Below are 14,021 nucleotides of genomic sequence, written 5' to 3'. Positions count from 1 at the left end.
ATTTCATGAACACCGAGATTCTTGGCGACCGACGCAACCGAATCACCAGAATCCAACACCAATCGTACCGCCTCGGCCTTATACTCGGCCGTGAACGACCGCCGCATCGAACCCATCAATCAAATCCCCTCAGTGACTACCGGAACCATCCGGCTGTCCACCAAAGCGGGAACGGTTCAGCGTGTCACCACCGAAACGGAGGTGGCCTAACCAAGGCCTCCACCCGACCCAGGACGATTCAGAGTTCGTGTATGTGTATTTGTGTCATCTGACACCATTTATACACATTCGCACTGGTTTGTTAATAGCGACCATTAGCCAGTCTATACCTCCCTTTGAGGTACTGTCCTATGTAGATCCGGGTCAAGAAGCCTACGACGTCCGGGAGCTGATCGGCGGATAGCAACGACGACGGACGGTGCTCAGGGGAATGCGTCCCCGAACTGAACTCGGACTGCCGTCGAGGACGAGGTCTCGTCATATGGCGCCGGGATCAGCTGCCGGCCGATCGAGTGGCCCAAGGAACAAAGCGGCATATCGAGACCTCATGCTTACGCCGATGCTGCAACCACCTACCATTCCGGAACCACCACAATCCTGTTGTCCCGCAACGTGCCCATGTCATCGGTGAGGAACTCGACACGGGTAGCGCCGACGGCGCACGTTCGCCGAACATGGTGATGCCCACAGATCTGCAGTCGTGGGCGGAGTGCACTGCGTGCCGCCCCGACTACAGCCGCGGATTCCTGTGCGTAGGCCAGTGCATCCGGCGACCACACCGGTGTGCGGGAGGCCGGGTACAGATTCAGGTGCGCGATGGCATCGTCGGGGGCGTCATGGGTGACGAAGACGTCCACGCCTCTACCATTGACCTGCCCGATCAAGGTCTCCACATCGTCGATGGTCGGTGACTCCTCCGGCCACCAACTGACGCCTTCACGACGCTGGTCGCGATCGATGCTGTTGGCGCCGGCGAGGCTCGCGAACACCGCACCATCCCACTCCCACACATTCGTGCGCGGCGCGATCCGGATGTTCGGATGCCGACGAGATCTCAGGAAGCCGTCGGCGTCGACACTTGAGAATCCAAAAGTCTTGTTGCCGAGCGCTAGACCCGGCCAGTACTCGTGGTTTCCGGGGATGACGTAGAGGGTGCGCTCACCGAGCTGTTCGGCGACGGTACGCAAGTACCGTTCGCCGGACGAGCCTGACCACAACCCGAAATCGCCCACGTGGATCAGCCGAGAATCAACTTCGGCCGGTGCGGCGTCGAGGGCGTCGGCGGCGAACAGGGCGTTACCATGCCAGTCGCCGAACGCGATGACCGTCACCATAGTCGGTAGTTGGTCTCGGTGACCTCGAAACCGTGATTTGCGGAACGATTTTCGCAGCGCACCCCGTTGGATAGTGCCGTGCAAGTCACTTGATTCACCGACAGGGCATGGCCGGCAGGCAGGTCTGTTCCGGTGCTGAAGCCGCCGTCGGCGCCCTGCGGGAAGTACTTCGGGTCGCCCGATGCGATGAACCTTCCGGCCGAGTTGTCGCCGACCTCAACGCCGTTCGGGCTGACCATTTTGGTGCGCAACGGGTTGAGCACCGGGGGTGCGTTTGTTGGCATGGTTCCGCTGCACCCGGCGAGTGGACGGGTCTCCTCAGCGTAGATGGTGCACCGCCAGAATCCGTTTCCGACGGAAAACTGATAGGCATTGCCGTTCGGACGGGCGTAGTAGGCGAGTGAGACCTGATGCGGCTGTGTCGATCCGCCGGGCGTGACCACCCGGATGCTATCGGTTCCTCTGCTGCATTCGGTGCCGATGCCTTGTAGCTGTGAGCTGGCTGCGGTGGGTGAAGCGCAACTCCAACCGTCAAACTCGGCGTAGCGGGCATTGCCTCCGGTGCTCGATGACGGCAGGGTCAGATACCTGTCAATGACGGTGATTGCTTCCGCGCAGGAGAGTGCGCCCTCGTTGACCACGATCGTCCCGGTGAGGCCGGTCGAGGGATAGCGGATGGTGGTGCACGTTGCGGGTGTCGTGTTACCGGTCGCCGAGGTACCCGAGGGTGTGGTGTTCAACGCAGTCGTCGTCTGCGTGGTCGATGCCGCCTCCGACGCGGCAACGCTGGTCGAGGAGGATTCGGCGGCCGGTCCGGAATCGCTGCACGCAGCAAGGGCCAGGGCGAGTGTGGCGACGGCGAGTGCCGCCGCGGCTCTGGAGAATCGATGAGCCATCGAAGGGTCCTTTCGATCGTTGGAGGGTGCGGTCACTGAGCATGCCAAGTATGTTCGGCGGCTACGACAGTTCCTGCCTGCTGAGAGCGTCCCGACGATTCGAGGGCCTAATGTGTGGATGTTCGGAGATCTGAGAGGTGTTTGTCGGACCCCTCGCTTAGGGTCGACGACGAATCAGTCGAACGGGATGGGGCGACGACAATGGGTTCAGAGACAACGATTTCACGGTGGACGACGATCGCTTCCTGCGCAGCGGTGCTGGGACTGGTGGCTCTCGCGACGGCATGCAGTGACGCTGATGTCGCCCAGACTCCGGCGTCGACGAGTTCTCCGAGGGCGACGAGTCCGACGGCGACGGTCGTCGACGTGGACGCGGCCGACTATCAAGGGTCAGGCCAGGCGGGGTACTACCACTGGTCGTACGGCACGTCCCCGCTGCGCGAATGTGCAATCTACCCGGGCGAGAACGGTGCCCCGACGTTGTCGTGCGCGGCCACATTTGCGCCGGGAACTCCGGACATGGCCAACGACGTGTTCACTGGGCCACCCAACAGTGTCACCCTCTCGGGTGAGCGGGTGGAGAACTACCTCCAGCCGGAATGGGGTCCGACGGCGCCCACGCCGCTGCCCGTCGGGCACCGGATCACCGTCTCCGGGTTGTCGTGTACGACGCTCGCCGAGGCATCGACCGAATGTCACTCTTCGGCAGCGGGATTCCGCATCGCCGCGGGCGCCGTGGTGGAGCGACACGACGGGTAAGGGGTAGCAGTCCAGGTGCGCCGCGCGGGTTGTCCTCAGTGGAGCGTGAACCAGCAGACCGCACCGGTGTCCGGAACATGCCCGAGGTTCTCGATGGCCCACCGGATACGGGCAAGACATCGTGTCTCCCGCCGCTCCATGGCTCAAACGGGATCTCGTCAGAGGATGTGGAGTCACCGGCGACGATGCTGCGATCGAGGAGGTCACCGACCAGATCGAACGTGAGCTCCTGCCGGCGGCGTCGAGTGCCGTCCTGCCGCGAGAAGACGGACGCAGAACATACGATCGTTGAGAATCCGAGCCAATCGGTGCGGGCGCAGTCGATGAGGTACGTCATCTCGTACTCGTAGGCACCTGCCAGGTCATGGTCCACGACGCGCTGCCCGCGCCGCGAAGTCATCGAGTGCCCCGAGCACGTCGTTCGCCTGCCACATCCGATTTCGGTTGAACCCGGTGAACTCCTGCAGAACCCCGGCGTCGACCAGCGGGGTGATGGCTCGCCCGGCGTTGGTGGGGGAGATATCGAGTGCTGTTGCGACGGTGCGGGTGTCGACGACGGGTTGGCGGAGAACGACGTCGAGGAGCCGCCTGGCCGCCGACCCCCGCCGTGCCCGAACCACGTCGTCCCATCGGGCGCGGACGTTGCGTAGTTCGGAAACGAGTTGTGTGGCCTGGTGAGTTGCGGAGATGGCTGCGGTGGCCATGATTTCGACGATCGGCGTGACATCCCCGGAGCGGTATGCGTCCAGAGTGCCGAAGTAGTGTTCGGTGTCGGAGAGTAGTCCGGCCGACACCGGAACCGTGACGTTGCGGGTCAGCCCGTGGCCACGCAACATCGATTGCACGAGTGCACGGCCGGTGCGCCCATTTCCGTCGGGAAACGGGTGGATCGTCTCGAACTGCGCATGCGCAATGGCGGCAGTGACGAGCGGCGACATGTCGAGACGGCTCATGAACGCGACCAGGTCGTCGATGAGCTCGGGAACCCGCGCGGCGACCGGCGCCACGAACTCGGCATCGTGGGGGCCAACGCTGGAGCCACCGACCCACACCTGATCGGAGCGCCACCGGCCCGCGATCTCGGGGTTCTGGTGCTCAATCAGGGCGCGATGTATGGCGAGGACGGAACGGGCACCGAGGGTCTCGGCGAGATCGATGGCCGCCGTCATCGCCGCGACATTGCCGACGATCACCGTGGCGTTGCGCTTTGCGGTACTACCGAGTTGGGCGAGCGCGATCTGCTTTGCGCCGGAGGAGAGATTCTCGATCCGCGACGACGACGCTGATTCCGAGCGCAGCAGGATCGCTGCGAAGGGCGCGACCTCATGGCCGAGTTCGGCGTCGAACCGGGTGATGACCTGACTTGCGTCGGCCACCAGAGCCGACGTGCTCGGGTGGAGAACGGGCGTGGCACCGGTGATGAACGGAACGACAGCCGCCTCGTACGGCCCCCGGTACCGTGCGCGTTGTGCTCGGGTGAGCAGGTCCGGCGACAGCGTTGGCGTCCACTCGACCACTTCGGCGGCCACCGCGGGCCAGTCACCTGCTGCGGTGGAGGCATCCGGCGGATCTGACGGCATGATCCGGTCGGACTATCACCTATTCAATAAGTGACAGTATGGTCAGTTGTGTTACTCAGACGGGCGTCCCGGACCTGTTTCCTCGGACAGGGTCGCCACTACGTCGGTCAGCCCGATCTCGCGGGCGCCTCATGCGAAGGCGCCACGAGTAGCGAGAGCTGTCCTGGGCAACGACTCGGTGCTTGGAGTGCGAACGACGTAGGTGCGGTGAGAGATTGCCATCGTGGACTCGTCAGAAGGATGAGTGTGGCCGGCTGGGCCATTGACGACGACGTTTCCGTCGACCATGTCGTAAGCGCCGTCGTCAAGCAGACCGAACTGATGCTCTGCACTACAGACGTCACCTGGGGACCATGCGTCGGAACTCGCGCCACCGACTACGGCCATCGTGTCGACTTCCTGACCGCAGGACCCCACGTGCGGATCGAGGTCGACGTCGTACCCGCTGCGCGATACGCCTGCGCCACCTTCGCAATTGATGGTGCACCGCTGGAGAGACGGGTCGCTGCGTTGCTACCCGACGTCGAGGGCGACGCGGATGGTGTGCGGATCGCGACGGGGCGTTCGCACGTGCTGCACCGGCACATGATGGGAGCTCTTGCCGCACTGATTGACGACCTCGACCGGGAGTGGGTTCTCATTCACTACGACGGTCCCCTCACCGAGGATGACGGCACATTCGTGGAACAGTGCGCCGCGTGGACTGAGAAGTGCTATTACGTCGCGCGGGCGTGTAACCAGATCGCGTGATCGATATCCCATCCAGTAACCGTGCGTCCCAATCGTTCTGAACAAATCGGCGATGCGGCGCGCAGAATCTCAGTGGCCTCTGTTGGGGCCACGTGGTGGCCGAGCGTTTTTCCGAACCACTTCAGGATCATCCGGTCCGGCTTGATCCGGTCGCTGTCGCCGACGAGCATCCAGAGGTATCCGCGCCGGACACCGTGTGCGCCGTCGCCGGCTACCGTGGCCAGAGCCGTGTCGACTTTCTCAAGGTCTTCAGGACGGGTAAGGAGAGCGGAGGCGTCGGCGAGCGTTTCGATGCTGTTCGCAGAGAGAATCTCTGCGTAGCGAATGCTGGCCTCTGCTGTGGTGATTCCCGACCGAGTTGAGGTCCGCTGTCTGTTGGTCACGGCGAGAAGCGCTTCGACCTCCAGGGGCAGCATCGCGCTCTGTATCCTGGATGCTGTGTGGAGCATTGCTGCGCACTACGACCGCGTCGTCGATCCTTTCGTTCGCGCGTTCGCCAAGGCGAACGACATTGAGCTTCCGGTGAACGTTGAGCTACACCTGTCCATGGTCTGGAGGATCCCGGCTCTTCATCAAGAGCACGATGTGTGGCACGAGCGGGAATTGAGCGACTCGTGCTCGATGGTCGCCGTCATCACCGCGACATTGCCGACCATCGCCGCGGCGAATGGCGCGACCTCATGCCCGGGTTCGGCATTGAACAGAGTGGTGACCTGACTGGGCCTGCCGCCAACAGGCGCGAGGAGGCGCGAGGAGCTCGAGGATGCGCCCGCACGAGTGGCGACAAGCCGATGCGGTTACGGCATATCGATCACACCTTCCCTAGGCTGTCGGAGGCTTCTGATAGGAAGGTCCCGTGAAACTCGTCTTCTTGCATGGGGTCGGCGACGGTGGTCGCGACCGCGCGTGGCTACGTGCCCTGAACCGTCGACTCGCCCAAGAAGGCCTCGATCCCATACCCGAAGACGATGTGATTGCTCCCTACTACGCGGACATGCTGGCAACCAGCGGCATCCGGGCCGATCTACCCAAGGTCACCACGACGAAGGAATCGAGTGATGCCAAAGCCCGCGCGCATTTTCAAACTCGGCAGATGACGGCACTTCGATCTGTCGGACGGGACCCAAATGCGCAGGTTCTGGGATGGGGAGGCGTCCTCGACGCAGGAAACCCTGCCTGGGTTCAGGGCGCGGCGAGGTTTGCTCCCGGCGAGGCAAAGCACGTCGTCGGTCAGGTGAACCGGTACGTCAACTCGAAAGGGCTACGTGGTGCGATTGTCCGCAAGGTTCTCGGTAAGCTACCGCCCGACGGCGAGGTCGTGCTCGTGGGCCACAGCCTGGGCAGCGTCGTTGCGATAGACGTGATCTCACGACTTCCATCCAATATTCGCGTGAAGCGATTCATCACCATCGGAAGCCCGGTCAGTTCAAAGATCTTCGGTCAATCCAGCGGCCAGTTGATAGCCAACTTTCCCTACGCGGATGTGGATGACTGGCTGAATATGTTCAGTCCGCGCGACCCGATAACTCGGGGACGTGGTCTCTCAACCGCATTCAGCGATGTGCGTGACATCCGTGTGAATATTGGCAAGACTGCGCACAGCGCAGATCGATACTTCGACAACTCGGCTGTGGCCAGGGCGGTCTCGCTCGCATTTCATCGCGCCCGTAGTGGCGATCGCCGGACCACGCGTGTAACAACAGCGCTCACCGACGAGACCGCATCAAAGCTCTTGGAGATGCACTATTGCTACGCACTCGAGGCAGGGCTGACCAAGGGGACCAAGGCACGGTTCGCCGAGGCGGTCCGCATTCGACGCGAAGATCTTGTGGAGCAGATTTGGGAGGCAAACGAAGAGGGGATGCCCCTGCCCCGAGAGTTCCACACACTGGCTGAAGGTGAACTCCCGCACCTCCCGGACTACTGGAGCAACACGCAACTCGTCGAGGAGCTCACGGTGCTTGCCCTGAGTAACCCGATCTCGCCCTTCGAGATTGACGTTGACGAGGGCGTGAGAGCAGAGGCGGTGAGGTCCGTTCTTACCGCGCTGGGCCGTGACCCCAAGATCGCCGATCGTATTAAGGATGCGGTCAAAGAGGTTGCCGGATTCTTGAGGAAGAGTGGCGTGCGGTGGGGTCAGGTCGCTGCAGTGGGTGCGGGCTTGGCCATTGTGGCAATCGCCCCTCTCAGCCTCGCCGCTGTGGCGCCCGCCGGATTGGCCGGTGGCGCGGCGCTGACATCCAGTCTGGCGGCGTTCGGCCCTGGCGGAATGATCGGCGGGATTGCGACGGTGAGTGGCATCACCAGCACCGGTGCGGCAGTAACAACGGCGGCCGCGGTGATGCGACGAAAGTCGCCAGGCGCCGATGTCGCAACCTTCGTTCTCCGCGTGACGGCTGCCTATGCGCAGGCGACTCTCGGTCTGGAATATGATCAAGAACTGTTTTCTGCACTAGCCGAGGCACGCAGCGATATTTCGGCGGAGATCAACCAGTTGAGCGGTATCAGCGATAAGAAGGCGCCGGCGTTGGCGGCGCTGGTTGAACAAGAGGAGATCCTAGAACGGTTGTCGGAGTTGCTGGAAATGAAGGATCTGGTGGATAAGTCCGTCAGTGGGTTAACATACGCGGACACGAAATCCGACTAGGCCTTGTCTCCCATGTTTGGGTGGTGTTCGGCGGCATGCTGTTTGGGTGGCGATGACGACGTCGAGGTATCTGGTTTTCAGTGATGAGCAGTGGGCGCGGATTGGGCCGCTGCTGCCGTCGAATGTGGGTAAGAGGGCGCATCCGTTTGGGGAGCACCGTCTGGTTGTGGAGGGCATCGCGTAGCGGTATCGGGCGGGCATCCCGTGGCGGGACTTGCCTCGTGAGGCGTTCGGGCCCTGGCAGACGGTATGGAAACGTCATCGCCGCTACGCCCAGGACGGGACGTGGGGCCGTGTCGTACTTGTTGCATGCTGATGCGCCCGGTTGATCGTCGCATCAACCGACACATTCCACTCGATCTGTCCGGCCGCGTCAGCCTCAGCCAGAATCGCCGCCAACACCCGATTGATCAGGACACAGGGGGCGTCGTCGAATTACACGAATGATCAGCCTGACGGTGGTGAACCCGCTGGTCACGGGATCGGGCGGTCGCGGGGCGTATTGACAACGAAAATTCATGCCGCCGTCGACGAGAAGGGCCGCCCGTTGGCGATGGTGGTCACCGGTGGGCAACGTAACGACGGAGCGATCCTGGAGCAGGTCCTCGACGATATTTACCTTCCGCGGGTGGGTCGCGGTCGGCCGCGGACTCGTCCTGACACGGTGGCCGCTGATAAGGCTTATGCCACCGGGGTGAACCGGGAGTTGTTGCGGAGCCAAGGAATCACCGCGGTCATTCCGGAGAAGTCCACCCAGATCAACAGTCGGAAGAAGCGTGGAAGCAAAGGTGGACGGCCACCGGCATTCGATGCCCAGGCCCATCAGAACCGTAACGTGGTCGAACGTTGTTTCGCCTGGACCAAGCAATGGCGCGGCCTGGCGACCCGCTACGACAAACTTGCTATCACCTACCGGGCCGGCGTCCTACTCAACGCCATCCTCAGCTGGTTACAACGCATATAGGAGACACGCTCTAGTTCGGTCGTTCGTCCTGGCAGTCGCTGTTCGACCCCGCGATCCAACTGTCGGACAACGGTTTCGACATCTCACCACGTCTCGCCGCAGCCAGCGCCGACTCCGCCCAGGATCTCATCGCCGACGACGATGCCCGCACCTACTTCCTCAACCCGGACGGCACGCGCCCAAGGCCGCTGGCACCCGCCTGACCAATCCCGACTACGCCAAGATCCTCAGCGCGCTGGTCCCGGTGTCCAACGTCGGTGGCGAACATCCGCTCGAACATCGACTGGTGAACACCGCCGACGACGGCGCCTCCGATCCGCTGGTGACCGGCCTGCGGCAACGCGGCGAGCAGGTGTCCGTCGACGACCAGTCCAGCGGCCTGAGCGCGCTGTGGCGACTCAATCCCACCAAAGGCTGGGTCGGCGGTGCCGACCCCCGCCGGGAAGGTGCGGTGATGGGGGACGACGCGCAGCTGCAGTAGTCGGCCGCCCCGTTCGTCTACGTCGTGTCGGTGGCGTCTGCCAAGATACGGACTGGTCGCCATCGAGTGAGGATGTGAACGTGGACGCGAGCACGGTCGAGAACGAGATCTGGGACCTGATCGAGCAGGACCCTAACCTCGACGAGGAGGTCGCACTGATGGTCGTCGCGGCACTACGTAGCGACGATGAACTCACCGCACAGTTCGGTGACGACGCGCCCCAGGTGACGCGGCCGGCGACGGTGGCTGCTGCGCAGGCGACGCCGGTGACCGCTTACATCCGGTCCGTCACCGTTCGCGGATTCCGTGGGATCGGCCCGGAATCGACATTGGAACTCAATCCCTTTCCGGGTATCACCGTCGTCAGCGGCCGCAACGGCTCGGGCAAGTCGAGTTTCGCCGAGGCCGTCGAGTTCGCGCTCACCGGCACCAGTTACCGCTGGAAGGAACGGTCCAAACACTGGCAAGACTCCTGGCGCAACATCCACCAGGACGTCGACGCCGCGGTCTCCGTCCGCTTCGCCTTGGTCCGCGACGACGGCAAACACGCCACCGACCTGATCGTCGCGGCCTCCTGGAACGACGGCGCCGGACTCTATGACGCGAAACTCTGGGCGCAGATACACGGCGAATCGGCCACCGATGTCGCCGGCCTCGGATGGGATCAGCCACTCGACATCTACCGCCCGATCCTCTCCTACGAGGAAGTCGGTGGCGTGTTCGAGGAAGGGCAGGCGGCATTCTACGACCGCATCAACCGGCTGCTGGCCCTCACCCAGATGAATGATGCCGAAGCGCGCCTCGCCACAGCGCTCAAAGAACTGAAAAAGCCTGCAGCTGAAGCAGAACAGGCGCGTAAGGCGATGCGTGCCCATCTCGAAAGCGCCGACGACCCGCGGGCGGCACAGGTACTCGCTTACACCAAGCGCCGGCCGTTCAAGGTCGACGACGCCGAGGCGGCCGCCGTCGGAACCGGATCGTCGGCGGCGCAAACGGTGAGCAGGCTCCGCCGGATCGCGGCCGTCGAACTGCCCACAATCGCGGGCGTCGGCGCACTGACCGCCCAGCTACGCGAGACGCTCGCGGCTGAAGCCGACAGCGCCGGAAGCCTCTTCGACGCTCTCTCCCAACGCAGTACCCTGCTGCAAGCGGCGATCGACTGGCAGCGCGACCACGACGGCGAGACCTGCCCTGTCTGCGGACAAGGCACCCTCGACGCCCAATGGCGCGAACAGGCACAGCGCCAGATCGCCGAATCGCGACAGCTCCTCGGTGAGCAGCAAGAATTCCAACGTGCGAAACACGCCGCACAAGAGGGTATTCGAGCACTGATCGCGAAAGTGCCGGAACTGCCGGCACCCGACGGGGAGCAGCTGCCGGCGTTGCCGGGATACGCTGCCGCGCGAGCAACACTGAGTGCGCTCCCCGCCGACGTGGCCGCGTGGCCCGATCACGTCGACAACGCTTTCCTGCTGATTCACGAGGCGGCGAACGTTCTTACCAACCAAGCGCGTTCCCGCGCAGACGAACTCGACGACGCGTGGGCACCCCTGGCCGGTCAGATCCTCGGTTGGGTTGAGCTGCACCGCAAAGCCGAGCACGCGAACGAGAGGCTGACGCGCGCGTCGGCCGCGCAGACCTGGCTGCGACACGCATCCACCACGCTGCGCGAACGGCGACTCGCTCCGATTGTGCAGCGCACCCGTGAGATCTGGGCGCGACTGCGGCAGGAAAGCGACGTCGACCTCGGCACGGTCGCCCTGATCGGTGCCGGCAACCGCCGGCGCGTCGACGTCACCGGTTCCATCGGCGATCACGAACTCGGCGCGATGTCAGTGATGAGCCAGGGAGAACTGCACGCATTGGCCCTCGCGCTGTTCATCCCGCGGGCCACCGCCGAAGCGAGCCCGTTCCGATTCCTGATCCTCGACGACCCGATCCAGGCCATGGACCCGGCCAAGATCGACGGCTTTCTCGGCGAACTCGAGGAACTCGCGAAAGACCGCCAGGTGATCGTCTTCTCCCACGACGATCGCCTGCCCACCGCGATCCGTAACGCCTCGGTGCCGGCGGAACTGCTGTCCGTCAGGCGATCTACCGGATCAATGGTTACCGTGACCACCAACGCGTCACCCGCCGCCCGCTACGTCGACGACGCCATCGCTCTGATCAAGGACGACGGTGTCAGCGATCAGGTCAAGAAGAAGGCCCTTCCCGGCCTTTACCGGCTCGCAGTTGAATCGGCGGCCAAACAGGTCTACTTCCGCAAGCAAGCCACGCTCGGCGTCGACCCAGAGACCTCAGAATCGACGTGGGCCGCCCACGTGCGGACGAAAACTCGTGTGGCGCTGGCCATCTACGGTGACACGAAGAGCAGCATTAACAGTTGGATGGCCCGCCGCGACCACCGAGGACCGTCGATACGGTTCTGCGCGGGCGCGGTGCACGACGGCACCGACGATCTGACCATGGCGAGCATCAAACGCCTGCAAATGACCGTGCGGGACATCCTGGCCGAGGCGACGACACCAGCGACGGCGACATGAGCGACGGCGACATGGGCGACGGCGACATGAGCGACGAGGGTCGCGCCGCCGCAGTGGCGTTACTCGCGCAGGCCGACGCCATCCTCGCGGGCCACTCGTCGGGGCACTCGGCGACACTCGCGGCGTTCCTCGCCCGGCAGGCTACCGAGGCGCTCATCGAGACACGCTGCACCGAACTCGTCGGACCCGTCCCCGGAGCGACCACCAGATCCAAACTGGCGATCCTGAAGTCCCTTGACCACACCGAGGCCGGGCAGGCGCTCGTCCTGTCGTGGTACCGGCTCAGCGGCTACTGCCACGTGCACGCCTACGAGCTACCGCCCACTGTCGGGGAAGTGCGGGCGGCGTGTGAACAAGTGATGGGAGTGGTGGACGTTCACTGAACTCGACGCTGCATTTCCGCCGATTCTCGACGGGCGTATGCGGTTCGGGTCGATCTCACCAGTGACGTTTACAAGCCATGACGCTCCCCTCCGCCGGTCGGCATCGTCGAATCAGCACGTTGTTGGATTACCTGCGCCCCTGGCGCGACCCTTTGCTGCATCTCTCCTCGTGATGGGCTGCATCCCGCACGTATGTGCCACAATCCGCGAGTGCACTCGATACGTAGGCGGGAACTGGCGCTAGCAATGGTGTTGGCGGCTATCGCCGGCTACCTCGACGCCGTCGGTTTCCTACATCTCGGTGGCTTCTTCGTGTCCTTCATGAGCGGCAACACCACCAGGGCGGCCGCGAATGCCGCCTCCGGTGACTGGGTGCAGGCCGGGCGGGCCGCCGGGCTGATCGGGCTGTTCTTCATCGGCGTCGTCACCGGTTCGGTGCTGTCACGTTTCGCTCACGGCAGAGTGGTCGTGCTGTGGGCGACCACCGGGATCGTCGGGTGCTCCGCCCTCGCCCAGTCGCTGGGTGTCGGCGTGCCTGCGATCCTGGTGATCTCGGTGGCGATGGGCGTGCTCAACGCCACGTTTCAGCGCGGGGGCGAGGTGTCGATCGGGTTGACGTATATGACCGGAACCCTGGTCAAAGCCGGGCAACGGCTGGTGGACGGCTTCTTCGGCGGTTCCCGCACCGCGTGGTTGCGCTACATGGTGATGTGGATTGCTCTGTCCGCCGGAGCCATTGCCGGTGCGTATGCGTACACCCGCATCCCCGAGGCCGTGCTCTGGATCGCTGCGACCGGACTCATGCTGGCCACGTCGGTGACCACGATCGTGCGGCAACGCTCAGTACTCGTCGAGTTTGATGGCGAAAAGTAATACAGAACATCATGATTCGGCGGCAACGCATGGGTGCTTACTGAATCCGGTCGCGGTGGACCCGAAGGGTTGGCGCGTCGACCGAACCGACGCGATGGATCGGGCGACGACACCTCGGCGTACTACTCGACGCTGCCCGAGCAGGTCGCCGATGCAGACGCACCCGTCGTGCTCTGTGCCTACTTCACTTGGTCGCCAACACTGATCTCACACGTGGTCGAAGCAGTATCGGATCCGTCGTTCGTGACGGTGAGCGACAGCCGTTTTCGGAACCCCGTGGCGGCATCTGGATGTGGCCGGCTGTGCTGTGCACCTACCGCTCCTTCTCCGCCCCCGGATCACAGCTTGCGGTCGCCACTGGTACGCAACGCCCTAAACTGGCGCCATGAGTACCGATGAGGTCGTCGAACAGATCCTGCTCACCTACGACACCATCACGGTGGTCGGGGCCAGTGCCAATCCGACCAAGGCCGCCAACGAGGTTCCGGAGTACATGAAGTCGAAGGGATGGCGGATCATCCCGGTCAATCCCACCGCCACCGAGATCGTCGGGGAGCAGGTGTACCCGACGCTGGCCGATGTGCCCGAACAAATCGGTCTCGTCGACGTCTTCCGCCCGTCCGCCGACACCCCGGAGATCGCCCGGCAGGCCGTGGCCGCCGGCGCCACCGCACTCTGGCTGCAGTTGGGTATCGCCTCACCGGAGGCCCGGGAGATCGCCGAGTCGGCCGGCCTGCTCTACGTCGAGGACCGTTGCCTCATCATCGAGCAGCGCCGCACCGGGATCACCGCAGGCGCCTGACGCTGA

The 14,021-nt window shown here is 63.8% G+C and carries 15 protein-coding genes and 1 pseudogene; 11 read left to right on the top strand and 5 right to left on the bottom strand.

All coding sequences use genetic code 11. From position 1 onward, the window contains the following. From EF294_RS22745 to EF294_RS14620, 3 genes are all read right to left on the bottom strand, one after another. The coding region (locus EF294_RS22745) for a transposase (RefSeq protein WP_425459385.1) at nt 1-107 on the bottom strand (107 nt) is incomplete at its 3' end. Between the two features lie 465 nt (nt 108-572). After that, complete coding sequence (locus EF294_RS14625; protein ID WP_123931354.1) at nt 573-1,334, bottom strand: metallophosphoesterase family protein; 762 nt, start codon at nt 1,332-1,334, stop codon at nt 573-575. Then, the gene (locus EF294_RS14620) at nt 1,328-2,230 is read right to left on the bottom strand and encodes a hypothetical protein (protein WP_123931352.1); all 903 of its coding nucleotides are present in this window, start codon (nt 2,228-2,230) and stop codon (nt 1,328-1,330) included. The genes EF294_RS14625 and EF294_RS14620 overlap by 7 nt, the downstream gene beginning before the upstream one ends. A 201-nt stretch (nt 2,231-2,431) precedes the next feature. On the opposite strand from EF294_RS14620, the gene EF294_RS14615 reads away from it, so the two are divergent. After that, nucleotides 2,432-2,989, top strand: a complete 558-nt coding sequence (locus EF294_RS14615) for a hypothetical protein (protein WP_123931350.1) — start codon at nt 2,432-2,434, stop codon at nt 2,987-2,989. A gap of 362 nt (nt 2,990-3,351) precedes the next feature. Here the strand turns inward: EF294_RS14615 and EF294_RS14610 are convergent, their stop codons facing one another. Further along, nucleotides 3,352-4,569: a Fic family protein gene (locus EF294_RS14610; RefSeq protein ID WP_123931348.1), complete on the bottom strand. Its 1,218-nt coding sequence runs from the start codon at nt 4,567-4,569 to the stop codon at nt 3,352-3,354. Between the two features lie 240 nt (nt 4,570-4,809). On the opposite strand from EF294_RS14610, the gene EF294_RS14605 reads away from it, so the two are divergent. Then, nucleotides 4,810-5,319 (top strand): hypothetical protein, encoded by a 510-nt coding sequence (locus tag EF294_RS14605; protein WP_123931346.1) that lies wholly within the window; start codon nt 4,810-4,812, stop codon nt 5,317-5,319. Here the strand turns inward: EF294_RS14605 and EF294_RS14600 are convergent. Beyond that, nucleotides 5,286-5,735 (bottom strand): hypothetical protein, encoded by a 450-nt coding sequence (locus EF294_RS14600; RefSeq protein WP_123931344.1) that lies wholly within the window; start codon nt 5,733-5,735, stop codon nt 5,286-5,288. The genes EF294_RS14605 and EF294_RS14600 overlap by 34 nt on opposite strands. Nucleotides 5,736-6,175: 440 nt before the next feature. Between EF294_RS14600 and EF294_RS14595 the strand changes: the two genes are divergently transcribed. The 9 genes and pseudogenes from EF294_RS14595 (at nt 6,176) to EF294_RS14560 (ending at nt 14,015) form a co-directional block, all read left to right on the top strand. Beyond that, entirely contained in the window at nt 6,176-7,966 is a 1,791-nt protein-coding gene (locus EF294_RS14595) for a lipase family protein (RefSeq protein WP_123931342.1), read from the top strand. A 199-nt stretch (nt 7,967-8,165) separates the two neighbouring features. Continuing rightward, nucleotides 8,166-8,282 (top strand): transposase, encoded by a 117-nt coding sequence (locus EF294_RS22740; RefSeq protein ID WP_425459437.1) that lies wholly within the window; start codon nt 8,166-8,168, stop codon nt 8,280-8,282. Nucleotides 8,283-8,372: 90 nt separating this feature from the next. Further along, nucleotides 8,373-8,930, top strand: a complete 558-nt coding sequence (locus EF294_RS21680; protein ID WP_221182454.1) for an IS5 family transposase — start codon at nt 8,373-8,375, stop codon at nt 8,928-8,930. 38 nt (nt 8,931-8,968) lie between these two features. After that, nucleotides 8,969-9,133 carry a gamma-glutamyltransferase gene (locus EF294_RS22735; RefSeq protein ID WP_123931390.1) on the top strand — a complete coding sequence of 55 codons (165 nt, stop codon included), beginning with the start codon at nt 8,969-8,971 and terminating at the stop codon, nt 9,131-9,133. A gap of 26 nt (nt 9,134-9,159) precedes the next feature. Then, nucleotides 9,160-9,411, top strand: a pseudogene (locus tag EF294_RS14580) (gamma-glutamyltransferase); the annotation flags it as partial. Nucleotides 9,412-9,491: 80 nt separating this feature from the next. Next, complete coding sequence (locus tag EF294_RS14575; protein ID WP_123931340.1) at nt 9,492-11,957, top strand: AAA family ATPase; 2,466 nt, start codon at nt 9,492-9,494, stop codon at nt 11,955-11,957. After that, nucleotides 11,954-12,340 (top strand): hypothetical protein, encoded by a 387-nt coding sequence (locus EF294_RS14570; protein WP_246007871.1) that lies wholly within the window; start codon nt 11,954-11,956, stop codon nt 12,338-12,340. Before EF294_RS14575 ends, EF294_RS14570 begins: the two co-directional genes overlap by 4 nt. 234 nt (nt 12,341-12,574) lie before the next feature. Then, entirely contained in the window at nt 12,575-13,213 is a 639-nt protein-coding gene (locus EF294_RS14565; RefSeq protein WP_185091099.1) for a YoaK family protein, read from the top strand. A gap of 385 nt (nt 13,214-13,598) precedes the next feature. Next, complete coding sequence (locus EF294_RS14560; protein WP_123931336.1) at nt 13,599-14,015, top strand: CoA-binding protein; 417 nt, start codon at nt 13,599-13,601, stop codon at nt 14,013-14,015. The last annotated feature ends 6 nt before the right edge of the window (nt 14,016-14,021 follow it).

This window comes from Gordonia oryzae, assembly GCF_003797185.1.
Classification (GTDB): Bacteria; Actinomycetota; Actinomycetes; order Mycobacteriales; family Mycobacteriaceae; genus Gordonia; species Gordonia oryzae.
This window is presented reverse-complemented; position numbering and strand designations above follow the sequence as displayed.

Coding starts and splice junctions, on each gene's coding strand:
- EF294_RS14625 (WP_123931354.1), bottom strand. CDS start 1,334: ATGGTGACGGTCATCGCGTTCGGCGACTGGCATGGTAACGCCCTGTTC.
- EF294_RS14620 (WP_123931352.1), bottom strand. CDS start 2,230: ATGGCTCATCGATTCTCCAGAGCCGCGGCGGCACTCGCCGTCGCCACA.
- EF294_RS14615 (WP_123931350.1), top strand. CDS start 2,432: ATGGGTTCAGAGACAACGATTTCACGGTGGACGACGATCGCTTCCTGC.
- EF294_RS14610 (WP_123931348.1), bottom strand. CDS start 4,569: ATGCCGTCAGATCCGCCGGATGCCTCCACCGCAGCAGGTGACTGGCCC.
- EF294_RS14605 (WP_123931346.1), top strand. CDS start 4,810: ATGAGTGTGGCCGGCTGGGCCATTGACGACGACGTTTCCGTCGACCAT.
- EF294_RS14600 (WP_123931344.1), bottom strand. CDS start 5,735: ATGCTGCCCCTGGAGGTCGAAGCGCTTCTCGCCGTGACCAACAGACAG.
- EF294_RS14570 (WP_246007871.1), top strand. CDS start 11,954: ATGAGCGACGGCGACATGGGCGACGGCGACATGAGCGACGAGGGTCGC.
- EF294_RS14560 (WP_123931336.1), top strand. CDS start 13,599: ATGAGTACCGATGAGGTCGTCGAACAGATCCTGCTCACCTACGACACC.